Source organism: Pseudomonadaceae bacterium SI-3, from assembly GCA_004010935.1.
Lineage (GTDB): Bacteria > Pseudomonadota > Gammaproteobacteria > Pseudomonadales > Pseudomonadaceae > Stutzerimonas.
In genome coordinates this window covers 3,510,929-3,535,179 of sequence record CP026511.1, presented here as the reverse complement: position 1 = coordinate 3,535,179, position 24,251 = coordinate 3,510,929, and the positions used below count along the sequence as shown (strand labels likewise).

Here is a 24,251-nt window from a genome sequence, read left to right as displayed (position 1 = left end):
GCCCGACGATTGGCCTGCATTTGCTGACGGGCTCGCATAAACTGCGCGGCCGTTTTTAGAAGTCCGGACCGCACATGCATAACCCGTCCCCCGCCCGCGCCTGCGGCATCGACTTCGGTACCTCCAATTCCACCGTCGGTTGGTGGCGTCCTGACGCCGAGCCGCTGTTGGTGCTGGAAGGCGATCAGCAAACCTTGCCCTCGGTGGTGTTCTTTAACACCGAAGAGCGTCGTCCGGTCTATGGCCGCCTGGCCTTGGCCGAATACCTGGAAGGCTACGAAGGGCGTTTGATGCGCTCGCTGAAAAGCCTGCTCGGGTCCAAGCTGCTCAAGAGTGAGACGACCGTGCTCGGCGGCGCCATGCCGTTCAAGGACATTCTCGGGCTGTTTCTCGGGACCCTCAAACAACGTGCTGAAGAGCAGGCCGGGCGCTCGTTCGATGAGGTGGTGCTGGGCCGCCCGGTGTTTTTCGTAGACGACGACCCGGATGCAGATAGGGAAGCGGCGAATACACTCGCCGCTGCGGCCAACAAGATCGGTTTCAAGGACGTCTCCTTCCAGTACGAACCCATCGCCGCAGCGTTCGACTACGAGTCGCGCATCGAGCGGGAAGAGCGCGTGCTGATCGTCGACATCGGCGGCGGTACCTCTGACTTTTCACTGGTGCGGCTGGCACCGGAGCGACGGCAGATCGATGACCGTCAGGACGACATCCTTGCTACCTCTGGCGTGCACATCGGCGGTACCGATTTCGACAAGCAGCTCAGCTTGCAGGGGGTAATGCCCCTGTTCGGCTACGGCAGCCGGATGAAAAGCGATGCACCCATGCCCACCAGCACTCATCTCAATCTGGCCACCTGGCACACGATTAACGCGGTCTACGCTCCAGCTTCGCTGCGTGCATTGCAGAGCATGCGCTACGACATTGTCGACCCCACTGGAATCGACCGGTTGTTCAGCCTGATCGAGCAACGCGCCGGGCATTGGCTGGCGATGCAGGTCGAGCAGGGCAAGATCGAACTGACCGAGCATGAACGCTTCCTGATCGACTTCGCGCGAATCGAATCCGGCCTCGAAGCCACACTCACGCGTCCTGTATTCGAAACGGCGATCAACCCCCTGCTCGAACGAATCCGCACCAATGTCAGTCAATTGCTCAAGAGTGCCGGGCTCAAGCACGAGGACATCGACACGGTCTTCTTCACGGGCGGCTCCAGTGCGATCCCGGCGCTGCGCAATAGCGTCGCCGCCTTGCTGCCACGGGCACGCCACGTTGAAGGCAATCGCTTCGGCAGTATCGGTAGCGGCCTGGCCATCGAGGCGCGCAAGCGCTACGGTTGAATCGCCCGTCATGCCTGCTGTGCGAGTGCGGCAGCGGGCCTGAACGGGAGTTGTCATGGGCTACAAGCTGCGTCCGCAAGACCCTGCCGCCGAGGTGCGAAAAGTCGCCCGGCAGGGCATCGACAAAGCCATCGAGGCGCTAAGCGTTGCACCCGAAGACCGCGCCGAGGGCGTGCATCAGGCGCGCAAACGGTTCAAAGAGTTGCGGGCGCTTCTGCGCCTGGTGCGCAAGCCGCTGGGAAACGAGTTTCAGCGAGAAAATCACCGTTTGCGGGATCTGGGGCGCGCCTTGGCCGAGTCACGTGACGCGACTGCCATGTTGGAAAGCTGGGATGCGCTGGCAAAGCGTTTCCCGGACCTGTTCGCCGAGGCGGATTTCAAGCTGACCCGGCGTCGCCTGCAGGCTCGGGCGAAGCAGGCCGAAAGCGGCACTACCGACCTCGATTCGCGCATCGGCAAAGTGATCGATGAGCTGAAGGATGCGCGAAGCTGCATCGACACCTGGTCACTTCAAGCCAAGGGCTTCGACTTGCTGTCTGGCGGTGTCGAACGCACCTACGCAGACGGTTGCGCTGAGCTGGCCAAAACCAAGCTCGATCTAAGCGACGAACAGCTCCACCAGTGGCGCAAGCGGGTTAAGGATCACTGGTACCAGACCAGGCTACTGACGCCGAGTTGGCCGAAGCTGATGCAGCTGCGCAGCGACTCGCTCAAGGATCTGGCGGATCAGCTGGGCGATGATCATGATCTGGCGGTGCTGACGGAGCTGACGCAGGCTCAGCCGGCATTGTTCGGCGACGACACCCTGCGTGAGCGACTCAACACTGCCATAGCAGAACGTCGTAGCGAGTTGCAGAGCGCCGCGCTCAAGCTGGGGGAGAAGATCTATTCGGAGGCGCCTAAGGAGCTGGTGGCACGCTGGCAGCGCTATTGGGACGTCGCCGCCGACTGACCAAACTCAGCTGCGCTGCACGATGAGCCAGGCATCAGGCGGCCTGGCTGTTGATCTCGTGAATCTTCAGCATTTTTTCCAGCTCCGTGCGGATGAAATCATCGTCGCAGCCGGGCAGGTACTCACGCAACTTGCGGATCACCCACTGCTGGCCGCGGTCAACGAAGGTCAGGCGCTCGTCCAGCGACTCGATGGCCATGGCCTTACCGTAAAACGCGCCGGTTTCGCGGTTGGGCTCGATGTTCAGATGATTCATGCAGTTCAGGACCAGCCGGCAGCTGTCGACCTCGCCCTGGCGGATCTGCTCGAGCAACTTCTGCTGGGTTGGATCGTTACACTGCTGCAGGCTTTCACCGGCGACCTTGGCCCCGGCGCGCTCCGCGCTCAGCAGGTCTTGAAGCAGTTGTGCTTCCCCTTCGGCGGTGTTCAGCATGTTCTGTTCACTCATGTCAGGTCTCCTGTTCAGCAGCCGGTGCACGGCGGGTGCCGTGCACACTGTCGACTGACGTGGAAAGGTCAGAGTTTCTTCGCTGAGACAATCTTGACCGGCGTCAGCGGTACGTTCTGCATCATGCTGCGGTTGCCGGTCGGCACCTGGGCGATCTGGTCGACCACGTCCATGCCGCGCACCACCTTGGCGAATACCGCATAGCCGAAGTCGCGGCTGCCATGGTCAAGGAAGTCATTGTCACGGTGGTTGATGAAGAACTGACTGGTCGCCGAGTCGACGTTCTGTGTGCGCGCCATGGCGAGGGTGCCACGTACGTTGTGCAGACCGTTGTCGGCCTCGTTCTTGATCGGCTCACGGGTCTTCTTCTGGCTCAGGCCCTCGTTAAAGCCGCCGCCCTGGATCATGAAACCAGGGATCACGCGGTGAAAGACGGTGCCGTCGTAGAAGCCGCTTTCGACATATTCGAGAAAGTTCTTCACGCTGACCGGGGCCTTTTCGGCCTCCAGCTCGATTTCGATTTCGCCCATGCTGGTGTTTAGCAGTACGTGAGGATTCTCCGCGGCGAACAGGTTGCCGGCGAGCAGCAGTGAGCAGGCGGCGAGTGCGAGTCGTTTCATGGTCTATTCCTGGTATGGGTAAGCCTGGGTCAGCCCGTTCATGCAGGCCGGTTGCACAGGTGCTTCAGCCGTCGTGCTTGGTGTTGCTCACCGGCTGAACAGGCGATTGCGCTTGTGCATCGTACGTCCTGATCAGGTCAATGAGAATCTGTGTGGCCGGACCGAGCGGTTTGTCGGGGTTCGTGTAGAGGTAGAAGAGTGGCCTGCGAACGCTGCCCTGGACCAGAGGCAGCGGCTTGAGGGCTCCTTCGGCCAGTTCGCGATGAATCATGTGCCGAGGTAGCCAGGCAAAGCCCAGGCCACTGCTGACGAAGCCGACCGAAGTGGCCAGGCTGCCGACCGTCCAGCGTTGTTCGGCCCCCAGCCAGCCGCTGTCGCGCGGCTGGCGCTGGCCGGAATCGCGCACCACCACCTGCATCTGGCTTTGTAGATCCTGGACGCTGAGCTTGCGTTGCAGCTGATGCAGCGAGTGGTTGGGGTGCGCGACAGCGATGAATTCGACAGTGCCCAGTTCCTGGCCAAGGTAGCCGGTGATATCCAGACCGCTGATCGCCAGATCCGCCGTGCCGTCCTTTAGGACCTCTTCAACACCGGACAGCACTTCTTCACGCAGCCGCACCCGGCAACCTCGGCTTTGTGGCATGAACGCGGTCAGCGCACGGATCAGCTTGGCGTTGGGGTAGGCGGCATCGACCACTAGCCGCACTTCAGCTTCCCAGCCTTGCTCCATGTGGTGCGCCAGCTCTTCCAGTTGCCCGGCCTGGTTGACCAGCTGCCGGGAGCGGCGCAAAAGCACCTCACCGGCATCGGTCAGTACCGCCTTGCGGCCATCGATACGTAACAGGGGGACGCCTAATTGCTCTTGCATGCGCGCCACCGTATAGCTCACCGAGGATTGCGAACGATGCAGCATTTCAGCGGCCTGGGCGAAGCCGCCGTGGTCGATCACCGCCTGCAGGGTTCGCCATTGATCAAGGGTCACACGGGGCACTTTCATTCCATTGTTTTCCTGTTGCGTCGGTCTGGTACGCTGGCGGTCGCCTATTCGAGGAGCCCACATAAAAAATGAAAAGACTCTGCTTCGCTGCGCTCGTCATCTTCCCACTGAGTGCGCTTGCCGTCAGCTACCCCGTGGACCTCGAGCAGGAGCTCAACGGCGCCGAGGTGCTGGCGAGCACCGAGACCATCGACCGCGATATGGCTGGCCTGGTACTGCAGAACCTTGGGGACCGCCCGGTCGAGTGTACCGCCTCGTTTCGCAATGGGCCGGAAATGCCGCGCACCCGACGGGTCACGCTCGAGTCAGGGGAACGCAAGCCCATGACCGCCAAGTTCAAGCGCGATGTGATCCGCCTGCGCATCAAGCTGACCTGCGAGCCTCAGTGACGTTGGCCTGACTCGCGCTATCCGCCGAGGCGGCGAGCGAAGCCAATGTCGTTTTTCACGAGCTGAACTTCCGGTTCTAGCTGCCGGCCAGCTTGTCGTCGCGCAGTACAAAGACGACTCTGCGCGCGTCGGACGGGTTACTCTATGCCACGTTTTTTTCGACTTGCTTGAGGTGTCACCCTTGTTTGACCAATTCGCCCTCCACGAACGCCTGCTCAAGGCGGTCGCCGAACTCAAATTCGTCGAGCCGACCCCGGTGCAGGTAGCGGCTATCCCCCCCGCGCTGGAAGGGCGTGATCTGCGGGTGACGGCCCAGACCGGCAGTGGCAAGACCGCCGCCTTCGTGCTGCCAATGCTCAATCGGCTGATCGGCGATGCCGTGGTGCGTACCGATGTACGTGCGCTGATCTTGCTTCCGACCCGTGAGCTGGCCCAACAGACGCTCAAGGAAGTCGAACGCTTCTCGCAGTTCACCTTTATCAAGTCGGCGATGATCACCGGCGGCGAGGACTTCAAGGTCCAGGCGGCGATCCTGCGCAAGGTGCCGGACATCCTCGTCGGCACACCAGGTCGCATGATCGAACATCTCAACGCCGGTACCCTGATCCTCAAGGATGTCGAGTTGCTGATCCTTGACGAAGCCGACCGTATGCTCGACATGGGCTTCGCCGAAGACGTGCAGCGCCTGGTGGGAGAATGTGCCAAGCGTCAGCAGACCCTGTTGTTCTCGGCTACCAGCGGGGGCGCCGCGCTGCGCGAAATGAGCGCCGCCGTGTTGCGTGATCCGTTGCACCTGCAGCTCAACCGCGTTAGCGAGCTCAACGAAGGTACGCGCCAGCAGATCATCACGGCCGAAAACACCGAGCACAAAGAAAAGCTGGTGCATTGGCTGCTGGCCAACGAGACCTACAAGAAAGCCGTGATTTTCACCAACACCCGCGTACAGGCAGACCGTCTCTATGGCCGTCTGGTCGCGGAAGGCGTGAAGGCCTTCGTTCTACATGGCGACAAGGATCAGAAAGACCGAAAGCTGGCCATCGACCGGGTCAAGGAAGGCGGGGTCAAGGTGCTGGTGGCCACCGATGTGGCCGCGCGTGGGCTGGATATCGAAGGTCTGGATCTGGTGATCAACTTCGACATGCCGCGTTCGGGCGATGAATATGTACACCGGATCGGCCGCACCGGCCGCGCTGGGGCTGAAGGCTTGGCCATCTCGCTAATCTGCCACAACGACTGGAATCTGATGTCGAGCATCGAGCGCTACCTCAAGCAGCGCTTCGAACACCGCGTCATTAAAGGCCTGAAAGGCAGCTATATGGGGCCGAAGAATCTAAAGGCCTCGGGCAAAGCCGCCGGCACCAAGAAGAAAAAGGACGACAAGAAAAAAACCGCGGACAAGAAGGGCAAGGCCGCAGCCAAGCCAGTAGCCAAGCGACCGAAGAACGCCAAACGCGAAGCGCCGGCGTCACCGCTCGTCAGTCAAGACGGTCTCGCGCCCCTGCGGCGGAAAAAGCCCGCAGCAGAATGATCTGCAATAGCCGGGGCGGCGTCGCTGCCCTGGCACGTTTCCATGCTTAGCGCTTTTCGGCCGGTGCGATATCGGCCTGCTTCTCCGCCTGCTCCACATGCTTGATGCGCTTCTCGTAGGCTTCGCATTCGCTGCCCAACTGCTCGGCAGTCTGCTTGACCTCCATATCTCTCAACTCTTCATTGATCTCCGCGGCTCGCTTCGGATTGCTTTCCGTAAGGGCGTTGACTCGATCAGCGAGCTGCTTGGCCTTGGCATTGATCTCGTCGGTGGTGCATTGGTCGGCGAGCGCTGGCTGGCTGGCCAGCAGGGCAAGGGTAAAAGGGATGATCAGGCGTTTCATGGCGCGCTCCTTTATTAACGACCTATCTGGTGGATCGCCAGTGGCGCGCTTTAGTTCAGCCTTTAGCGGTTGCGCTGGATCGAACCATGCCGCGGCGGATGGGGTCCGAATAGCAATGGCCGCCTCCCGAAGCGGCGCAACAGGAGAACGGACATGACCTACGACTGGGACTTGATGCTACGCCTGCTGCGCGAAGCGCAGAAATCCGGAAACGAGAGCTTCGCGCCACGTCAGTACGCTGACGAGCATGCTTTGGCGGCGGAAGAGGCCGGCCAGCCAATGCCCAACATGGATTCCTTGAAGGCTGAGGCGCAAAACTACGAGAGCCTGCTGTTCGAAGGTGGTTTCATGGTGACGCGTCCGGAGGAGCAAGGCGGCAATGGCGAGAATTTCGTGCTGACTGATCGAGGCGTGCGCCTGATGGAGATGCTTGAGGGTGGGGCAGGTCGAACCGAGAACCGTCGCCGTCTGGACGAAAAAGGTGAGGCGGCTTTGACCCCGGAAGTATTCGACAGCTTAGCGGCAGCAGGCTAGCTGCCGGTAGGAAGACGCCCCGCCGATGCGGGGCGCCGGTTGGGTCTTTACCGCAGCGGACCAACGGCCCCGCAAGATTTGTTAGCGGCGTGTTTCTGCAATATCGGCAACTGAGGGCGAGGTTTGCCGCTTTTTACGTCCAGCGACAACGCATAGTCGCCCCACCAAGGCCCGGCTGCCCAATACGTACTGGGAATGCAATGCTGGCCCAGGTACTGGAGAAGGTTGTCCATGGCAACCACGGCCGATGGTGAGAAGTCCGGCGCCCCGTGCTCACCGATGAAGCCCCGCAGACGATATCGGGTCAGCCACTCGACGAAGGGTTTTGCGCGAACCACGCCAATCATCGGGTCGTACTTCTCGTAGCGGTTGGTGTAATAGCCCGAGTAATCCTTATCGAAATAAAGATGGGCCTCGAACATCAGGTTGTTGTTTGGGTCGCGCATCCATGAGTCCTTCACCAGCTGAGTGTTGTAGGACGGCCAATGGAAGGCGCTTGACCAGCGATCGCCCGCGATGACGACCCAGTTGTCGGCGTCCAGGATGCGGATACTTTTTGCAGCAGCCAGTGCGGCAGCGGGCCACTTACCATTGGTGGTGTGGGGCTCGTTCATCAAGCCGTAGCCGTAGACTGCCGGGTGGTTAGCGACCTTTTGTGCAATACGCCGCCACGCATCGGCAAACGCGCTCACTGGCACCTCGTTAGATCCGATCATCTTGCCGTGGTAGCGGTAGTAGTTATGCATGTCGAGGATGACCTGCATGTTGTATTTCTTTGCATGGTCTAGCGTTGCCAACATGCGGCCAAGCTCAACGCTGTTCAGCTCGCCGTTGAGTCGCGGCTGAATCCGTTCCCAGCGAAACGGCAGGCGCACCAGCTTCAGATTGCGCTCAGCGTAACGCTTGAAGTCAGCCTCTCCTGGATAGATGTACTGCTTCAGGTACACACCGGGCAGTGCGACATCTGCACCGAACTCCGCGCCGGCCAGGTTGATGCCGACCAGATTGATCGGATTCGCCGGCGCCAGTCCGTCGGCAGGGGGGGCTGTGCTGCCAGCGCTTGGGCTCGTATTGCTGAAGCCGGTGCTGCTAACCGAGACGGTACGGGGATAACCTACAGCCTTGCCGTCGATAGGGCCGCCATCGACCATGACGGTCATGTTGCCGCCGGAATGGTAGATCAGCTTGATGGTGCGCACCTGGCCGCCGAAGAAACGGATTTTCGCGCCCTTGTGGAATGCCGCCTTGTTCTCCGCCGTCGCCTTGACCGAAATGCCGACGAATTTGCTGGTGTTGTACACGCCGTTGACGAAATCGCCGCCGTTAAAGGCGTTGAGTGCAGTCGTCATGGAGGAGCCGGCTGCAGGCTGGCCAGCGACCGGCTCTGGCGCCGGAGTAGCGGGCTTGCTTGGAGCAATTGGCGAAGCCGGGGCACTGCTGCTGGTGGCTGAGAGCAGCTTGTTCGGGTAGCCGAGTTTGCCGCTTAGGGTCGCGCCAGAAAGCATTAGGCTCATGTTTTTGCCGGACACATACACGGCGTTGATCTTGCGCACCTGGCCGTCAGCCAACTTCACCGAGGAGCCGACGTTGAAGGCCGAGCGGTTCGCGCTGCTGGCGGGAATCGAAAAACCTGCCGACCTGCGCCATACACCATTCAACCAGTCGTTATTGGTGTAGTTGTTAATTGCGCTGCTGTGGGATGAAGTATCAGCTGCGACGTTGTTGCTGGGCGCAGTTACGGCACTACCTGCAGCGGCACTTGCGCCAAGGGCCGAGACACTTTTCGGATGGCCATTGTTGGATGCATTCAGCGTCGCCCCCGAGAGCATCACGCTCATGTGGGCGCCTGAAAAGTAAACCACTTTGACGGTGCGGACCTGCCCGTCTGCCGTCCGGACCTGGGCGCCTTTCTTGAACGCTGCTTTATTGGCTGCTGTGGCTGGGATCGAAAGACCGGCCGACTGGCGCCAGCTACCTTTGAGCCATTGCGGACCGGTGAAGTCATTGACCTTGGCAGTGGCGACTGTCTGCAGAGCGGAAGCCGTTGAGGCTGCAGCGGCGTGGGCCGTCTGTATGGGGCTGATCATGCCTAGAGTGGCTGCGAATAACGCAGCACCGAGCAGCACGTTACGTGTGCTAACCGTCGCTTTGACGAGCATTGATATCTCCGAAACTTAATACGACAAAGGGCCGAAGTCCTTTAAAAAGTGCGAAGGCATCCAAAGACCCATGCATCGAACGAAGCACCGACCGTTGACGCCACCAGGCAACGCTTTAGCGCTTCAGGAAGTTCCCGGTCGCTGCGTGCATAGGCTTTATATAGATTGATTATTAAATTTTGAACTTATATTGGCGCCAAAAAATCACACAACGAAAAATATTTAATGGCTGATTGCTATATTGCCATTACATAGTGGCTTATAAATATTGAAATGACAGTATCAAGCAAGTTCCTGATTTAACTGAATTTGAACGCGGGACTACGAAACTTGACGGCTAAATTGGTCGAGCGTTGCTGCTTTGCATGAGCGGTTTGACTTTGAATGGTCATGCGCTTGGTTTTGTTGCAGAGTGTTTCAGAGTGAAGCCGCATTGTTCTAAGCGTCTGCAGGTTGCAATCGTAAGGAAATAAGGTGGGTTGACGGGCCGTGGCCGGCCCGTTGATCAACGAACCTGTTGCAGGCTGTCGACAGTCAGTTCTAATGCTTTGCGCATGTCCAGGCGAGCGGAGCGGCCAATGTCCTGATTGTCGAGCTGGTAGCTGCGCTCAGATGGCAGGATCGGCGCGGTCAGGTCATCGGCTTCTACTGCTTCGAAGTCGCTGTTGCGGCCGATGGTGAGCGCGCTTCGACGCAGCAGTTCACGCAGCTGTGCCGGCTCGAGGGCCGGGTTGATCGACAGCATCGCACCGACGACCCCCGTCACCATTGGCGTGGCATACGAGGTGCCGCAATGCACCTCACCGCGCTTGCCGAGTTCCAGCGTTGCCGCTCGGGTGCATGCCGAAGCGGTGATATCGACTCGCATGTCGATATTGGACGATGGGCGCTTGGTCACGTAGTCCGGGTGGTCAACCGGTACGTTCTTGCCGAAGTCGCGCTGATGCGCGCCCACCACCAGCAGTTGGTCAGTGATAAAGGAGGAGGGCAGCCGATAGTCGTCCTGGCCGGAATGCGCCGATCCGTTACCGGCGGAGTTCACCACCAGCACGTCCGGATGCTCGCGGCGCAACCAGAGGAAGAATTCCTCAAGCAGTTCTTCATAGCCGCTCATCGCCACGCCGGAGCGCACCAGTGAATCGATCTTCTCGCCGTCCACGTCGAGCGTGCCGACGCGGTGAATACCCCAACTCCAGTTCAGCACACGCACGCCGTCCTCGACCAGATTGACCGAGGCCGCGACGTTGGCGGTGATGCCTGCATCCGAGTTGCGCTCGACGATCACCTCGAAGCCGGAGCTGGTCGGTTCCAGGGCGCTAAGGAAGCCGTTGTCGCCTGGGTCGACGCTTCGTGCCGCGAGGATGCCGGTGACGCTGGTGCCGTGATCCGCAGGAGACTCGGCATCACGCGCGTAGACGCAGGTGCGTGGCTTGGCTGGGTCGCAGCTGCCCAGGTAGGCCGCGAATTCGGGCGAATCGAAGTCGACGTCGCGCTCGATGATGCCAATCCGCACCGGATGGGTCTTGATCGAGGGTTTCTGGCCGGGCAACCGATGCAAATAGAAATCCACGGCATCGAGAAAGCGGTTGGCCACCCACTCACTGTTGCGAGGCTTGGTTTGCGTGTCTTCTTCCAGCGGCTCCTCGGCACCGGATTCCTCGATAACCACCGCATCCACGCTCGTTTCGCTACCCAGGCGCAGCACCAGCGCGTCGCGCTCGGTCAGGTTCTTGGCCGGCAACCGCAGCTGATAGGTATTGAGTGGGGCAATGGCGCCAACCACTTCGGCGCCATACTTCTTCGCCAGGCGCCGCGATTCCTCCAGTCCGTCGTGATCCTCTTCGATGATCAGGCTGACCAGGTCCACGTAGGTGGTCAGGCCATCCATGTTCTTGGCTACTTCGTCCGGGCTCGCCGGCACGACGTGGCTACCGTTGAGGGTGAGCCAGACAGGATTGCTGTGGCGATCGCCTTGCTCCAGCCAGAGCGGACCGCTCTGGTGATCCTTTCGGTTCAGTGTCAGGCGGAGTCGCCCATTCTGTTGCTGAGCGGTTTCGACGGGTTTGCCGCCTAGCATCACTTGCAGATCCGCCTTGGCCACGCCTTCGCTGCGCAGGCAGAACGTTAGCTGCTCGGTGGAAAACAGGTCGCCGCAGCGCTGAAGGTCTTTGAGTCGCAGCGGCTGTTCCTCAGCAGCGGCGCTGCCAAGGCCAAGCGCAAAGGTGAGGGCGGATACGTATTGGGTGATGAGCCTCATGGACGACGTTGCAGGTAGTGCACGCTGAACAAATCCTGAGCGTCGGTCCATTGGCCGCTGCAGTCGAAGCCTGCGCTATTGGCCAGGTCGGCAAACGACTGCAAGGTGTATTTGTAGGAGTTCTCGGTATGCAGGCTTTCACCCGCATCGAAATGGAACCGCTGGCCCTCGATCATCACGTCCTGCGCCTCACGGCTGACCAGGTGCATCTCTATCCGCGAGTCCTGCTCGTTGAAAAACGCCCGGTGGGTAAAACGCGACGGGTCAATATCACTTTCGAGCTCGTTGCGGATGCGCTGCAATAGGTTGAGGTTGAACGCGGCCGTGACGTGGGCGCGATCGTTATAAGCCGCCTCCAGGACGCTGCGGTCCTTGACCAGATCGACGCCAATCAACAGGCCACCGCCCGGTGGCAGGATTGCATGCAGATGCCCGAGCAGTTTGCGCGCTTCCAGCGGGGTGAAATTGCCAATGCTCGAGCCCGGGAAAAACACCAGCGGATGATGCAAGGTGAAATCATCCGGCAGTTTCAGCTCGTCTGAAAAATCTGCGCAGGCTGCATGCACTTCGAGCCAGGGATAGTCTGCGGCGAGGCGCTGGGTACTCGTGAGCAGGAAGTCTTCAGAAATATCGATGCCAAGGTAACTGACCGGCCGCAGCCCCTCGAGCAGCAGGCGTACCTTGCGGCTGGCACCGCTGCCCAGCTCGATCAGATCGGTCTGTGGGCCGGCAATTTCCAGTATCTCGTTTGCCGCCTTGGCGAGGATCTTTTCCTCGGTGCGGGTCACGTAGTACTCGGGCTGCAGACAGATCTGCTCGAACAGCTCCGAGCCGCGTCGGTCGTAGAAAAACTTCGGCGAGATGTGTTTCGGCGATGCAGCGAAACCTTCCAGTGCCTCGTCGCGCAGGGAGCTGTCGTGGGTCGGCTGCGTCTGGTCATGAAAGTGTACGGCTAGTGCCATGTTTCATAGCTCCCTGGCCAGGCGCAGCCCGGCGAATTGCCAGCGCATCGCCGGCTGAAAAAAGTTGCGGTAGGTGGCGCGGATGTGCGACTCAGGAGTGGCGCAACAACCGCCGCGCAAGACCATCTGACCGGACATGAACTTGCCGTTGTATTCGCCCAGGCTGCCTTCCAGCGGATGGAAGCCGGGGTAGGGCCGATAGGCACTGGCGGTCCATTCCCAGACATCACCGAACAACTGTGCCGGCCCCTCATGCGGCACGCTGGCACAAACAGGTTGCAGATGGTCGCTTTCCAGAAAGTTACCGCGCCGTGGCTGGTCGGTGGCGGCGACCTCCCATTCGGCTTCCGTGGGCAGCCTGGCGTCGGCCCAGCGTGCATAAGCGTCCGCTTCATAGAAGCTGATGTGGCAGACGGGCGCTTCGAGGTCCAGTGGCTGTAATCCGGCAAGTGTCATTTCGCACCAGCCGCCGTCCTCACGATGCCAATACAGCGGGGCGTTCCAGCCGTGCTGGCGGATATGCGCCCAGCCATCGGATAACCAGAGTTCGCTTCGCGCATAGCCGCCGTCTGCGATGAACGACAGGTACTCGCGGTTGCTGACCAAGCGGTCGGCCAGCTGAAAATCTTCGACGAATTGGCGGTGTCGCGGCGTCTCGCAGTCAAAGGCGAAGCCACTACCAGCATGGCCGATATGACGCACGCCACCGGCATAGCTGTGCCAGCGAACACGGTCGTTATGCCGTGCGGGTGCAGGTTTCAAGTCGCTGCGATAGACAGGGTGCAGCGGGTTCTGCGCAAGGATGTGCTTGATGTCCATCAACAGCAATTCCTGATGCTGCTGCTCGTGCTGCAAGCCCAGCTCGACCCGGTGCATGATTTCGGCGGCGTGCTGTTGTGGCGGATGGGTCAGCAGCTCGCCCATTGCCCGGTCGACATGCTGGCGGAACCGGTAGACGTCCTCTACGCCAGGGCGCGAGATCAGCCCACGCTGAACCCGTGGGAACGGCGTGCTGTGGGTTTCATAGTAGGAATTGAACAGGTGGTCGTAAGCCGCATTCAGTGGCTTGTAGCCTGGCAGACAAGGCTTGAGCAGAAATGCCTCGAAAAACCAGCTGATATGCGCCAGGTGCCATTTCGGCGGGCTGACGTCGGGCATGCTCTGGATGACGTAGTCTTCGATCTGCAGCGGTGCACAAATTGCTTCACTGGTGGCGCGAACTTGCTGGAAACGCTGCAGCAGGTGATCCATATCGGCCAGGACCGGTTGCTGTTTCGGCTGTTGTGCCAGGTTACCCATGGACATCCCCCTGATCGAAGCATGGAGCGGCCAAAAACCGCCTCTATAAGCGACCCGAAGCGAGGCGCAAAAGTTTCTGCGGCGTGCGGCTGGTCGCCTCTTTGAAGATATTCATGAAAGCAGCCCAGCGATGAATCGCCAGGCCGCTCAACGCCCATCCGCCTCCATCATCTGCTGTTCCACAGCTTGGCCGGTCCAGCCTGAAAAAAAACCGACCGGCTAATCGGTCTCCACCGGCGGGACTGGCCGGATCAGAATCTCATTGACGTCGACATGGCCTGGTTGCGATAGCGCATAGACCACCGCGCGAGCAATGTCGTCGGGCTGTAGCGCATAGGGGGGCGGCTGATCGAACAGCGGTGTATCGACCATGCCCGGTTCGATCAGCGTGACGCGCACGCCGGTGCCGCGCAGCTCTTCGCGCACGCTCAGGCCCATGCCGGTCACCGCCCATTTGCTGGCGCTGTACATGGAGCCGGGGATCACGAAGCGGCCCGCGGCTGAGCCGGTCAGCAGCAAATGGCCACGGCTGGCCTTGAGCGCTTCGAGGCTGCAGCGCAGCGTCAGGCCGACGCCGTAGACGTTGGTGAGCAGCATCTCGCGCCAGATTTCGGGATCGGCGCCGCTGAAGCCGCCTTCGCTGCCCGGCATGCCGGCATTGGCGTAGACCGCGTCGAGCTGGCCGAAATGATTGAGCACCTGCTCCACCATGGCCTGTTGCTCGGCGTACTCCTTCACGTCACAGCGGATCGCCAACGCGCGCTCAGGGCCGCCAAGCTCGTTCACCAGTCGCGTCAGCTTGTCCTCGGAGCGCGAGGCGAGGGCAACGCGGTACCCGGCCTCGGCCGCGAGGCGGGCAGTGGCAGCGCCTATCCCGGAGGAGGCACCAGTGATCAGAAGTACCGGATCGCTCATGGTCGTCCTCGTCAGCTGGCAGAAGCCTCAATAGTTCGGCGGGGTTTCCGGGATGCCGGTGTCGTCATCGAGGGCGGGCATGGTCCAGGGCTCGAGGCGCTGATCCTTGTCTTCGACATCCAGCCTGGCTTGCTCGATGACGCTGCCGAGGCGCTGTGGGCTGGTGTATTCCTCGCGTGACACGTTGGCAACGCGTAGCACTTCGGTACCGCTGCCCGACATCACGGTAAAGCCGAAGCTGTCGTCGTCAGGGTTGGCGCTGGTCACGCAACCGCAAGGTAGAAAGGCTTCTGAAACGAGCTGCATCGCTTCGTCCAGGTTCAAGGATTGGTTGCTCATGGGTTTCTCCGTCTTCGGGCTGTATGAAGTGGACCGCCAAGCGGCGCTGCCGTTTCCTTTGACGCGACGGGATGTGCTGAGTCGGCCTTGTGGATGAGCCGCTGCGGCAGCATATTCAGGAGATGACAGACTCTCTCGCCCATGCAGCGCTGGCTGCGTTCCACCCTGCAGTGGCCGGCTGGTTCGGTCGCAGCTTTCCGGCGCCGACTCCCGCTCAGGCCCGCGCCTGGCCTCTGATACGCGCCGGTCAGTCGACGCTGGTAGCAGCGCCGACTGGCTCGGGCAAGACGCTCACGGCCTTTCTCGCCGCCATCGACCAGCTGGTGCAGCAGGGCGTTGCCGAAGGCGGTCTCCCGGACCAGACCTCGGTACTCTACGTCTCGCCGCTCAAGGCGTTGTCCAACGATATCCACGTGAATCTGGAACAGCCGCTGGCGGGTATCTCCGCGCAGCTGCAAGCGCTCGGTCTGCCACCGCTGGAAATTCGCACCGCCGTGCGCACCGGCGACACGCCGCAGGCCGAGCGCGCGGCGATGCGCAAACGGGTGCCGCATATTCTGGTGACCACGCCGGAATCGCTTTATGTGCTGCTCGGCTCCGAGTCTGGTCGGCAAATGCTGGCCGGTGTTCGCAGCGTGATCGTCGATGAGATTCACGCCATCGCCGGTAACAAGCGTGGCAGCCATCTGGCGCTGTCGCTGGAACGGCTGGAGGCGTTGTGCGCACGTCCGCTGGTGCGGGTCGGCCTGTCGGCAACGCAGAAACCCATCGAGGCAGTTGCTGATTTTCTGGTCGGTGCGGGGCGCCGCTGCGAGATCGTCGATGTGGGCCACGGCCGAGCGCGTGACCTGGCGCTGGAGGTGCCACCGGTCCCGCTGGAAGCGGTAATGAGCAACGATGTCTGGGAGCTGGTGTACGACCGGCTTGCCGCGTTGGCGGCTGAACATCGGACCACCCTGGTTTTCGTCAACACCCGGCGCATGGCCGAACGGGCCGCGCGGCATCTCAGTGAGCGTCTCGGCAACGCAGTGGTCGCCGCCCATCACGGCAGCCTGGCGCGCGAGCAACGGCTGGATGCCGAGCAGCGCCTCAAGCGCGGCGAGCTTCGGGTGCTGGTGGCTACTGCTTCGTTGGAGTTGGGCATCGATATCGGTGATGTCGAACTGGTCTGCCAGCTGGGCTCGCCGCGCTCGATTTCCGCCTTCCTGCAACGCGTCGGACGCGCCGGACATCAGGTCGGTGGCGTGTCCAAGGGGCGCCTGTTTCCCAGCTCACGCGACGATTTGATCGAATGCGCCGCCTTGCTCGACAGCGTGCGTCGCGGTGAGCTGGATACGCTGGTGATTCCCAAAGCGCCACTGGACGTGCTGGCGCAGCAGATCGTGGCCGAGGTGTCGTGCCAGGAGTGGCAGGAAGACGCGCTGTTGACGCTGATTCGCCGGGCGATGCCTTACGCACAATTGAGCGAGACGGACTATCAGGCGCTGCTGGCAATGCTCGCCGAGGGCTACACCACCCGTCACGGTGCGCGCGGCGCCTATCTGCACCGCGACTTGGTCAGCCGCAGTCTTCGCGGACGCCGCGGCGGCCGTCTGACCGCGCTGACCTCCGGCGGCACCATCGCTGACAATGCCGACTATTCGGTCCTGCTCGAACCCCAGGGCTTCAATATCGGCACGGTCAACGAGGATTTTGCCGTTGAGAGTCTTGCCGGTGACGTCTTCCAGCTGGGCAATACCTCCTACCGCATCATCAAGGTCGAATCTGGGCGGGTGCGGGTAGAAGACGCGCAAGGCCAGCCGCCGAATATCCCGTTCTGGATAGGCGAGGCGCCTGGGCGTAGCGACGAGTTATCCGCAGCGGTGGCGCGACTGCGAGGGGAGGTTGATGAGCGTCTGACGGAAGCCGAATCTCGTAGGAGCCAGCTTGCTGGCGATGCTTTTACGCAGCCAGGGATCGCCAGCAAGCTAGCCCCTACAAAAGCGGAAGGTGCCGATGCTTCAGCGGGCTCCTCACGGCTCCAGCCCGCCATCGACTGGCTCACCGACACCCTTGGCCTGCCAGACGCCGCGGCGCGCCAGATCGTCGAGTACCTGGCGCGCGCCCGTTCCGCGCTGGGCGCGCTGCCGACGCAGCAGCGGCTGATCATGGAGCGCTTCTTCGACGAGTCCGGCGGCACCCAGCTGGTTATTCACTCGCCGTTCGGCAGCCGGATCAACCGCGCTTGGGGCCTGGCGCTGCGCAAGCGCTTCTGCCGCACCTTCAACTTCGAGCTCCAGGCCGCGGCGACCGAGGACGCGATCATCTTTTCGCTGTCCACCAGTCACAGCTTCCCGCTCGATGAGGTGTGGCGCTACCTGCACCCCAACAGCGCCGAGGCGGTGCTGATCCAGGCACTGCTCGATGCGCCGCTTTTCGGTGTGCGCTGGCGTTGGAACGCGACTACCGCTCTGGCGCTGCCGCGGATGGCCGGCGGGCGCAAGGTGGCGCCGCAGCTGCAGCGAATGAAGAGTGAAGATCTGCTTGCCACCGTGTTCCCGGACCAGGTCGCCTGCCTAGAGAACATCGTCGGCGAGCGGGAGGTGCCGGATCATCCGCTGGTTGCACAGACGCTCAATGACTGCCTGCACGAGGCCATGGACAGCGAAGGCTGGCTGGCGCTGTTGCGGCGCATCGAGGCGGGCCAAATCGAGCTGCTGGCGCGCGACCTGCCGACACCGTCGCCGCTGGCCATGGAAGTGCTGGGCGCGCGGCCGTACGCCTTTCTCGACGATGCGCCACTGGAAGAGCGCCGAACCCAGGCCGTGCTCAATCGCCGCTGGACCGACCCTGAATCTTCCGACGACCTCGGCGCGCTGGATGCCGCTGCGATCCAAGCGGTGGGCGAGGAAGCCTGGCCCCAGGCACGCAATCCGGATGAGTTGCACGAAGCGCTGACGGGGCTCGGCTGCATCGCTGAAGTGGAAGCGCAGGCCGATCCCCAGTGGCTGGCCTGGCTGAGCGAACTGGCTCGTGGCGGGCGCACAACGCGGATGCAGGTCGCGCAGGATCGCGCGCTCTGGTTACCCATCGAGCGTCTGGCGCTGTTGCAGTCGATCTATCCCAGCAGTCATTGCGAGCCGGTCCTCAAACCGTTGCCCGGTTTCGATCAGCACTCTAGCGAAGACGACGCGTTGGTCGAGCTGATCCGCGCGCGCCTGACCGGCTTCGGCCCCTTGCCGGTACCGCTGATCGCCCGGCCGCTGGCCTTGCCGGCCTCGGCGGTTGCGCTGGCGCTGACTCGCCTTGAATCCGAAGGCTATGTGCTACGCGGCCGCTTCACGCTTGGCGCACGTGAAGATGAGTGGTGCGAGCGGCACCTGCTGGCGCGTATCCATCGTTACACGGTCAAGCGCCTGCGCCGCGAAATCGAACCGGTCGAGCGCGCTGATTTCATGCGCTTCCTGTTCGACTGGCAGCACCTGTCCGAGGCGACACGAATGCAGGGCCGCGATGCGCTCGGCACGGTAGTTGAGCAACTTGAAGGCTTTCAGGCCGCGGCAGGCGCCTGGGAGAGCGACCTGCTGCCGGCGCGCCTGAAGGATTACGGCGGCACCTGGTTGGACGAGCTGTGCCGCTCCGGACGCATTGTCTGGACGCGCCTGGCCGGGCGAATCAAAGCCAGCAGCGGGCCGGTGCGCGGTACGCCTATCGTGCTGCTACCGCGCCGGCAACTGGCGGCCTGGTATGCACTGGCCAGTGATGCGCCGCAGCCCGAGCTGTCGTCTCGCGCGCAGCGGGTGTTCGAGACGTTGCAGGGGCAGGGCGCCTTGTTCTTCGATGAGCTGCAGCAGGACGCACGCCTGTTGCGCAGTGAACTGGAGGATGCGCTCGGTGAGCTGGTTGCGGTCGGGTTGGTCAATGCGGACAGTTTTGCCGGTTTGCGGGCGTTGCTGGCGCCCGCTGCGAAACGCTCACGCAGCAGCCGGCAGAGCCGCGGCGGTGCCTTCATCGGCGGCATGGCGGACGCCGGTCGCTGGGCCCTGGTGCGCAAAGGCGCACCGGCTTCGGTCGAAACCGCACCACCGCGCCGGCCTCCGCTCGATCCTGAAGCGCTGGAGCATATCGCGATGACCCTGCTGCGCCGCTACGGTGTGGTGTTCTGGCGCCTGCTGGACCGTGAGGCGGATTGGTTACCGCCCTGGCGCGAGCTGCTGCGGGTCTATCACCGCCTCGAAGCGCGTGGCGACATTCGCGGCGGACGCTTCGTCGCAGGTGTGCCGGGCGAACAGTTCGCCTTGCCGGAGGCGGTGGGCCTGCTGCGCGAGGTTCGCAAGCGAGCGTTGGTTGGCGAGATGCTCGCTGTCTCGGCGGTCGATCCGTTGAACCAGGTCGGCACCCTGCTGCCAGGTGAGCGCGTACCCGCGGTGACGGGCAATCGCATCCTTTATCGCGACGGCGTGCCGCTGGCATTGCTGGTGGCCGGAAAACCCGAACTGCTGGCGGAACTGGACGAAGACGACCAGCGAAAGGCAAGGCAACTGCTGGCAGTGGCGCGACGTTAGTACCGCACCAATACTCGTAGGAAGGCTTGAGCTTGCGAGAGCCGTCGTTCGGGATGCATATGATTGATGCCGATGGACAAGCAACGTCAAGCCTCATGGAGGCAAACAAAAAAGGCCGGCTGCGATCGCTCGCAGCCGGCCTTTTCATGTCGCGGTAAACGTCAGCCGGCGACCAGCACGCGGATCGCCTCCAGTCGCAGACCGGCTTTTTCCAGCATCGCCAGGCCTTCTTCGCGCTGCTGGCGCACGGCTTCGATCTCGCTGTCGCGTACGCTCGGGTTGACCGCTTGCAGTGCCGTCAGCCGTGCCAGTTCCTCGTCGAGGCTGGCCTTCAAACGACGCTGTGCTTCGGCAACACGTTCGCTGTGGCGCGGCGCAATCTTGGCTTCGGCATCGGCGATCTGCACGGCCAGGACATCGCGCTGGGCCTGGATGAATTTATTGGCGCTCGCCCGCGGCACGCTTTCCAACTGGTCGGTGAGGGTTTCGAAGGCGACCTTCGAGGCCAGGTCATTGCCGTTCGAATCCAGCAGGCAGCGCAGCGCCAACGGCGGCAGGAAGCGATTGAGCTGCAGGGTACGCGGCGCCACCACCTCGCTGACGTAGAGCAGTTCCAGCAGCACGGTGCCGGGCTTGAGGGCCTTGTTCTTGATCAGCGCCACTGCGGTGTTGCCCATGGAGCCGGACAGCACCAGGTCCATGCCGCCCTGCACCATAGGGTGTTCCCAGGTGAGGAACTGCATGTCTTCGCGAGCCAGTGCCTGCTCGCGGTCGTAGGTGATGGTCACGGCTTCGTCGTCACCGAGCGGGAAGCTGGCATCGAGCATTTTTTCGCTGGGACGCAGGATCAGCGCGTTTTCGGAATGGTCTTCACTGTCGATGCCGAAGGCGTCGAACAGTTCTTCCATGTAGATCGGCAGGGCGAACTGGTCGTCCTGTTCGTCGATGGCTTCGACCAGCGCCTTGCCCTGTTCACCACCGCCGGAGTTGAGTTCCAGCAGGCGGTCACGGCCGGCGTGCAGGTCGGCTTCCAGGCGCTCGCGTTCGGCGCGGGCCTCCTCGATGAGTGCCTGGAACTCCTCGTCATCGCCTTCCTCCAGTTGGTTCAGCAGGCGTGAGCCGAACTGATGCTGCAAGGCGTTGCCGGTCGGGCAGGTGTTGAGGAACGCGTTCAGCGCCTGGTGATACCACTGGAACAGGCGTTCCTGCGGGCTGGTTTCCAGGTACGGCACATGCAATTGGATGACGTGCGCCTGGCCGATTCGGTCGAGCCGGCCGATGCGCTGTTCCAGCAGGTCCGGGTGCGCTGGCAGATCGAACAGCACCAGATGGTGGGCGAACTGGAAGTTGCGGCCTTCACTGCCGATCTCGGAGCAGATCAGCACCTGCGCGCCGAACTCCTCGTCGGCGAAGTAGGCGGCGGCGCGGTCGCGCTCAAGAATGCTCATGCCTTCATGAAACACGGTGGCCGGAATGCCGGAGCGCACCCGCAGGGCGTCCTCCAGGTCCAGCGCCGTCTCGGCGTGGGCGCAGATGACCAGCACCTTGAATTTCTTCAGCATCTTCAGCGTGTCGATCAGCCACTCGACGCGCGGATCGAAACTCCACCAGCGATTCTGCGCATCGGGCTCTTCCTGCTGGCTCTGGAAGCTGACTTCCGGATACAGCTCAGCATGCTCACCCAGTGGTAATTCCAGATATTCAGCCGGGCAGGGCAGCGGATAGGGATGCAACTGACGCTCAGGGAAACCGCGCACGGCGGCCCGCGTATTGCGGAACAGCAGGCGGCCGGTGCCGTGACGATCGAGCAGCTCGCGGATCAGCCGGCTGCTGGCTTCGATGTCGCCATCGGTGGCGGCGGCAAGCAGCGCTTCACCTTCGGCGCCAAGGAAGTCATGGATGGTCTGGTGCGCTTCCTGCGACAGGCGACCCTCGTCGAGCAGTTCCTGCACGGCGCGGGCGACCGGCTGGTAGCTGGCGCTTTCGGCGCGAAAGGCTTCGAGGTCATGGAACCGGTTCGGGTCCAGCAGGCGCAGGCGGGCGAAATGGCTTTCCTGGCCGAGCTGCTCCGGCGTTGCGGTCAACAGCAGCACGCCGGGTGTGACTTCGGCCAGCTGCTCGACCAGCTTGTATTCAGCGCTGGCGTTTTCCGGATGCCAGACCAGGTGATGGGCCTCGTCCACCACCAGCAGATCCCAGCCAGCCGCGAAGGCCGCGTCCTGAGCGCGCTCGTCATCCTTCAGCCATTCCAGCGAGACCAGTGCAAGCTGGGTGTCTTCGAACGGATTGCTCGCATCGCTTTCGATAAAGCGTTCGTCATCGAACAGGGCGACCTGCAGGTTGAAGCGGCGGCGCATTTCCACCAGCCACTGGTGCTGGAGGTTTTCCGGGACCAGGATCAGCACGCGCTTGGCGCGGCCAGAGAGCAGCTGGCGATGGATCACCAGGCCGGCTTCGATCGTTTTACCGAGACCCACTTCGTCCGCCAGCAATACGCGCGGAGCGATCCGGTCGGCGACTTCGCGGGCGATGTGCAGCTGATGCGCGATGGGTTGCGCACGCACGCCGCCCAGGCCCCACAGCGAGGAGGTCAGCTGTTTGCTCTGGTTTTCCAGCGTGTGATAGCGCAGTTTGAACCAGTTCAGCGGATCGATCTGACCGGCGAACAGACGGTCGCTGGCAAGACGGAACTGGATGAAGTTCGACAGCTGGGTTTCCGGCAGCGTGCGGGCTTCGTTCTGCGCGGTCAGGCCGTGATAGACCAGCAGGCCGTCGACATCGTCGACTTCGCGCACGGTCATCTTCCAGCCTTCGAAATGGGTGATCTCGTCACCGGGCACGAAGCGTACGCGGGTCAGCGGGGCGCTGCGGGCGGCGTACTGGCGGGTTTCGCCCGTGGCGGGATAAAGCACGGTGAGCATCCGGCCATCTAGCATGAGGATGGTTCCCAGACCGAGTTCCGCTTCGCTGTCGCTGATCCAGCGTTGCCCCGGTAGATACTGCTGCGCCATGCCCTGCCTCCCGCTGTAAAAAAGCCCGCTATATTAACGGAACACTGCCAAGAGAGCGACGACAGATACCGACCCGTCAGTGTAGCGTTGCTGTTAAAGCCGTCAGCCGTTTGGTCATCGAGTGGGTCAACCGGTGCAAGCCGGCACAACCGGCACCGATTGATCTGAACCTTGGTTTGCAGGTAGTTTTCAACAGCCTGCCATGGGGAAGCAAAGATGCTGCCAGTTATTCCGCCCGGCACCGTTCAGGTCACCGCGCAACAAGATGTGGTCAAGCCGCGTCCCGATATCGCGCCGGTGACGCCCGTTCAGCCGAGCGCCAACGAAAGCTCGGTGGGGCTCGATCGTCGCCACCCGCAGGAAGCGGAGCAGATGCTGCGCGACGAGCAGCGCAGGCGGCAGCGTCGTCGTGGTTACAGCCCACAGGAGCTGGCCGAAGGCGAGACCGCCGAGGAAGATCAGGACGCTTTGGATGAGTTGCCGCGCCAAGGGCTCTGGGTGGATGTCGAGGTTTGATCAGGCAGCTGCAATGGCGGTGAGCACGCGATGATCGAACTGCCGAACGCTGAACTGCGCTACCTGCCGCACTGGGTGGAGCAGGATTTGGCCGACCGATGGTTGTTGGAGCTGTCGGCTCAGACGCCCTGGTCGCAACCGCAGAAAACAATTTACGGACGTAGCATCGCCGTGCCGCGCTGGGTCGCCTGGTATGGCGATGCCGACGCGTCTTACCGTTATTCAGGCCTGACCCACGAACCTCTGCCCTGGACACCGCTGCTGGCTGACATTCGACAGCGGGTGCTGCAGCAGGTCGATCAGCCGTTGAACGGCGTGTTGCTCAATTTCTATCGTGACGGCCAGGATGCCATGGGTTGGCACAGCGATGACGAGCGAGCACTGGGTGAACGACCGCTGGTGGTATCGCTTAACCTGGGTGCTACGCGGCGTTTCGATTTTCGCCGCAAGGGCGCCAGCCGTATTGAGCACTCGATTGACCTCGAACACGGATCGCTACTGGTCATGAGCGGTGCGACGCAGCATTATTGGCAGCACCAGATCGCCAGAACACGAAAGGTTTGCGCACCGCGCCTCAACCTGACTTTCCGCCAGATCATTCGCGAGCCCATCTTATGAGCAGTGACGAGAAGCTGATCGATTTCAGCGCCGAACGTGAAAAGCGCATCCACGACATCAAGGAAAAGCGCCTCGTCGAGATGCGGCAGGCTTTCGAACAGGTGCTGCCGTTAAGCAAGCCGAAGAAGAAGCCCAAGCCCAAGCCGAAGAAGCGCTGACAGCTCCCCCCTGAAAGACCCTGTCCCAGCTATCCAGACATCTGTCCGCGTGGCTTCTGTCTCGCTGTTTTTTCCCGTCTGATACGCCGATTTTTTTGATCCAGATCAGCTTCCGCGGTGCCTTTTTTCAAAGGCTCAATGGTGATTGACGTCGGTCAATTTTTTTATCGGCAGGGAGGCTGACTATGCAGCCATCAGACAGCGAAACAGCTTCGGAGGTAGGAAATCATGTTCGTCGATAATGTGGTGCTCGCAGGGGTGGTCACGGTCGGCCTTATGGTCGCCTTCCTCGGGGGGTTCGGATATTTCATCTGGCGGGACG

19 protein-coding genes are annotated in these 24,251 nt (G+C 61.9%); 8 read left to right on the top strand and 11 right to left on the bottom strand.

Translation table 11 applies throughout. The annotated features are described in order from the left end of the window. The first annotated feature begins 74 nt into the window (after positions 1 to 74). Together C1896_16495 and C1896_16490 are read left to right on the top strand one after the other, a co-directional pair. Positions 75 to 1,340 (top strand): Hsp70 family protein, encoded by a 1,266-nt coding sequence (locus tag C1896_16495; protein AZZ46367.1) that lies wholly within the window; start codon positions 75 to 77, stop codon positions 1,338 to 1,340. Positions 1,341 to 1,395: 55 nt separating this feature from the next. Beyond that, positions 1,396 to 2,292: a CHAD domain-containing protein gene (locus tag C1896_16490; GenBank protein AZZ46366.1), complete on the top strand. Its 897-nt coding sequence runs from the start codon at positions 1,396 to 1,398 to the stop codon at positions 2,290 to 2,292. A gap of 34 nt (positions 2,293 to 2,326) precedes the next feature. Here C1896_16490 and C1896_16485 read toward each other — a convergent pair whose 3' ends face one another. From C1896_16485 to C1896_16475, 3 genes are all read right to left on the bottom strand, one after another. Beyond that, positions 2,327 to 2,740: a diguanylate cyclase gene (locus C1896_16485; protein AZZ46365.1), complete on the bottom strand. Its 414-nt coding sequence runs from the start codon at positions 2,738 to 2,740 to the stop codon at positions 2,327 to 2,329. 68 nt (positions 2,741 to 2,808) lie between these two features. Continuing rightward, on the bottom strand, positions 2,809 to 3,360 hold the full coding sequence (locus C1896_16480) for a peptidylprolyl isomerase A (GenBank protein AZZ46364.1): 552 nt from the start codon (positions 3,358 to 3,360) through the stop codon (positions 2,809 to 2,811). Between the two features lie 64 nt (positions 3,361 to 3,424). Beyond that, positions 3,425 to 4,357 carry a LysR family transcriptional regulator gene (locus tag C1896_16475; protein AZZ46363.1) on the bottom strand — a complete coding sequence of 311 codons (933 nt, stop codon included), beginning with the start codon at positions 4,355 to 4,357 and terminating at the stop codon, positions 3,425 to 3,427. A 68-nt stretch (positions 4,358 to 4,425) separates the two neighbouring features. On the opposite strand from C1896_16475, the gene C1896_16470 reads away from it, so the two are divergent. Next, positions 4,426 to 4,746: a 3-phosphoglycerate kinase gene (locus C1896_16470; protein AZZ46362.1), complete on the top strand. Its 321-nt coding sequence runs from the start codon at positions 4,426 to 4,428 to the stop codon at positions 4,744 to 4,746. 181 nt (positions 4,747 to 4,927) lie between these two features. Next, the gene (locus C1896_16465) at positions 4,928 to 6,274 is read left to right on the top strand and encodes an ATP-dependent helicase (protein ID AZZ46361.1); all 1,347 of its coding nucleotides are present in this window, start codon (positions 4,928 to 4,930) and stop codon (positions 6,272 to 6,274) included. A 46-nt stretch (positions 6,275 to 6,320) separates the two neighbouring features. Here the strand turns inward: C1896_16465 and C1896_16460 are convergent, their stop codons facing one another. Further along, a complete protein-coding gene (locus tag C1896_16460) occupies positions 6,321 to 6,617 on the bottom strand; it encodes a hypothetical protein (protein AZZ46360.1) in 297 nt (98 codons plus the stop codon). Positions 6,618 to 6,770: 153 nt separating this feature from the next. On the opposite strand from C1896_16460, the gene C1896_16455 reads away from it, so the two are divergent. Next, positions 6,771 to 7,151 carry a transcriptional regulator gene (locus tag C1896_16455; GenBank protein AZZ46359.1) on the top strand — a complete coding sequence of 127 codons (381 nt, stop codon included), beginning with the start codon at positions 6,771 to 6,773 and terminating at the stop codon, positions 7,149 to 7,151. Positions 7,152 to 7,198: 47 nt separating this feature from the next. Here the strand turns inward: C1896_16455 and C1896_16450 are convergent, their stop codons facing one another. From C1896_16450 to C1896_16425, 6 genes are all read right to left on the bottom strand, one after another. Then, entirely contained in the window at positions 7,199 to 9,310 is a 2,112-nt protein-coding gene (locus C1896_16450; GenBank protein AZZ46358.1) for a cellulase, read from the bottom strand. A 505-nt stretch (positions 9,311 to 9,815) separates the two neighbouring features. Further along, on the bottom strand, positions 9,816 to 11,567 hold the full coding sequence (locus C1896_16445) for a peptidase S8 and S53 subtilisin kexin sedolisin (protein ID AZZ46357.1): 1,752 nt from the start codon (positions 11,565 to 11,567) through the stop codon (positions 9,816 to 9,818). Continuing rightward, positions 11,564 to 12,529, bottom strand: coding sequence for an L-histidine N(alpha)-methyltransferase (egtD, locus tag C1896_16440; protein AZZ46356.1), 966 nt, complete (start codon positions 12,527 to 12,529; stop codon positions 11,564 to 11,566). Before egtD ends, C1896_16445 begins: the two co-directional genes overlap by 4 nt. A gap of 3 nt (positions 12,530 to 12,532) precedes the next feature. Further along, on the bottom strand, positions 12,533 to 13,828 hold the full coding sequence (locus tag C1896_16435) for an ergothioneine biosynthesis protein EgtB (protein AZZ47708.1): 1,296 nt from the start codon (positions 13,826 to 13,828) through the stop codon (positions 12,533 to 12,535). Between the two features lie 219 nt (positions 13,829 to 14,047). Continuing rightward, on the bottom strand, positions 14,048 to 14,743 hold the full coding sequence (locus C1896_16430) for an SDR family NAD(P)-dependent oxidoreductase (protein AZZ46355.1): 696 nt from the start codon (positions 14,741 to 14,743) through the stop codon (positions 14,048 to 14,050). 27 nt (positions 14,744 to 14,770) lie between these two features. Then, on the bottom strand, positions 14,771 to 15,082 hold the full coding sequence (locus C1896_16425) for a hypothetical protein (GenBank protein ID AZZ46354.1): 312 nt from the start codon (positions 15,080 to 15,082) through the stop codon (positions 14,771 to 14,773). A gap of 122 nt (positions 15,083 to 15,204) precedes the next feature. On the opposite strand from C1896_16425, the gene C1896_16420 reads away from it, so the two are divergent. After that, a complete protein-coding gene (locus C1896_16420) occupies positions 15,205 to 19,626 on the top strand; it encodes an ATP-dependent DNA helicase (protein ID AZZ47707.1) in 4,422 nt (1,473 codons plus the stop codon). Between the two features lie 161 nt (positions 19,627 to 19,787). Here the strand turns inward: C1896_16420 and C1896_16415 are convergent, their stop codons facing one another. Then, positions 19,788 to 22,637, bottom strand: a complete 2,850-nt coding sequence (locus tag C1896_16415) for an RNA polymerase-associated protein RapA (protein ID AZZ46353.1) — start codon at positions 22,635 to 22,637, stop codon at positions 19,788 to 19,790. A gap of 216 nt (positions 22,638 to 22,853) precedes the next feature. On the opposite strand from C1896_16415, the gene C1896_16410 reads away from it, so the two are divergent. Together C1896_16410 and C1896_16405 are read left to right on the top strand one after the other, a co-directional pair. Continuing rightward, the gene (locus C1896_16410; GenBank protein ID AZZ46352.1) at positions 22,854 to 23,153 is read left to right on the top strand and encodes an aspartate-semialdehyde dehydrogenase; all 300 of its coding nucleotides are present in this window, start codon (positions 22,854 to 22,856) and stop codon (positions 23,151 to 23,153) included. Positions 23,154 to 23,183: 30 nt separating this feature from the next. Continuing rightward, positions 23,184 to 23,771, top strand: a complete 588-nt coding sequence (locus C1896_16405) for an alpha-ketoglutarate-dependent dioxygenase AlkB (protein AZZ46351.1) — start codon at positions 23,184 to 23,186, stop codon at positions 23,769 to 23,771. The last annotated feature ends 480 nt before the right edge of the window (positions 23,772 to 24,251 follow it).

Excerpts from the sequence above, each read along its gene's own strand:
- C1896_16475 (AZZ46363.1), bottom strand. The coding sequence starts at position 4,357 with ATGAAAGTGCCCCGTGTGACCCTTGATCAATGGCGAACCCTGCAGGCG.
- egtD (AZZ46356.1), bottom strand. The coding sequence starts at position 12,529 with ATGGCACTAGCCGTACACTTTCATGACCAGACGCAGCCGACCCACGAC.
- C1896_16420 (AZZ47707.1), top strand. The coding sequence starts at position 15,205 with ATGACAGACTCTCTCGCCCATGCAGCGCTGGCTGCGTTCCACCCTGCA.
- C1896_16410 (AZZ46352.1), top strand. The coding sequence starts at position 22,854 with ATGCTGCCAGTTATTCCGCCCGGCACCGTTCAGGTCACCGCGCAACAA.
- C1896_16450 (AZZ46358.1), bottom strand. The coding sequence starts at position 9,310 with ATGCTCGTCAAAGCGACGGTTAGCACACGTAACGTGCTGCTCGGTGCT.
- C1896_16460 (AZZ46360.1), bottom strand. The coding sequence starts at position 6,617 with ATGAAACGCCTGATCATCCCTTTTACCCTTGCCCTGCTGGCCAGCCAG.
- C1896_16455 (AZZ46359.1), top strand. The coding sequence starts at position 6,771 with ATGACCTACGACTGGGACTTGATGCTACGCCTGCTGCGCGAAGCGCAG.
- C1896_16425 (AZZ46354.1), bottom strand. The coding sequence starts at position 15,082 with ATGAGCAACCAATCCTTGAACCTGGACGAAGCGATGCAGCTCGTTTCA.
- C1896_16430 (AZZ46355.1), bottom strand. The coding sequence starts at position 14,743 with ATGAGCGATCCGGTACTTCTGATCACTGGTGCCTCCTCCGGGATAGGC.
- C1896_16495 (AZZ46367.1), top strand. The coding sequence starts at position 75 with ATGCATAACCCGTCCCCCGCCCGCGCCTGCGGCATCGACTTCGGTACC.
- C1896_16485 (AZZ46365.1), bottom strand. The coding sequence starts at position 2,740 with ATGAGTGAACAGAACATGCTGAACACCGCCGAAGGGGAAGCACAACTG.
- C1896_16480 (AZZ46364.1), bottom strand. The coding sequence starts at position 3,360 with ATGAAACGACTCGCACTCGCCGCCTGCTCACTGCTGCTCGCCGGCAAC.
- C1896_16470 (AZZ46362.1), top strand. The coding sequence starts at position 4,426 with ATGAAAAGACTCTGCTTCGCTGCGCTCGTCATCTTCCCACTGAGTGCG.
- C1896_16445 (AZZ46357.1), bottom strand. The coding sequence starts at position 11,567 with ATGAGGCTCATCACCCAATACGTATCCGCCCTCACCTTTGCGCTTGGC.
- C1896_16415 (AZZ46353.1), bottom strand. The coding sequence starts at position 22,637 with ATGGCGCAGCAGTATCTACCGGGGCAACGCTGGATCAGCGACAGCGAA.
- C1896_16490 (AZZ46366.1), top strand. The coding sequence starts at position 1,396 with ATGGGCTACAAGCTGCGTCCGCAAGACCCTGCCGCCGAGGTGCGAAAA.
- C1896_16405 (AZZ46351.1), top strand. The coding sequence starts at position 23,184 with ATGATCGAACTGCCGAACGCTGAACTGCGCTACCTGCCGCACTGGGTG.
- C1896_16435 (AZZ47708.1), bottom strand. The coding sequence starts at position 13,828 with ATGGGTAACCTGGCACAACAGCCGAAACAGCAACCGGTCCTGGCCGAT.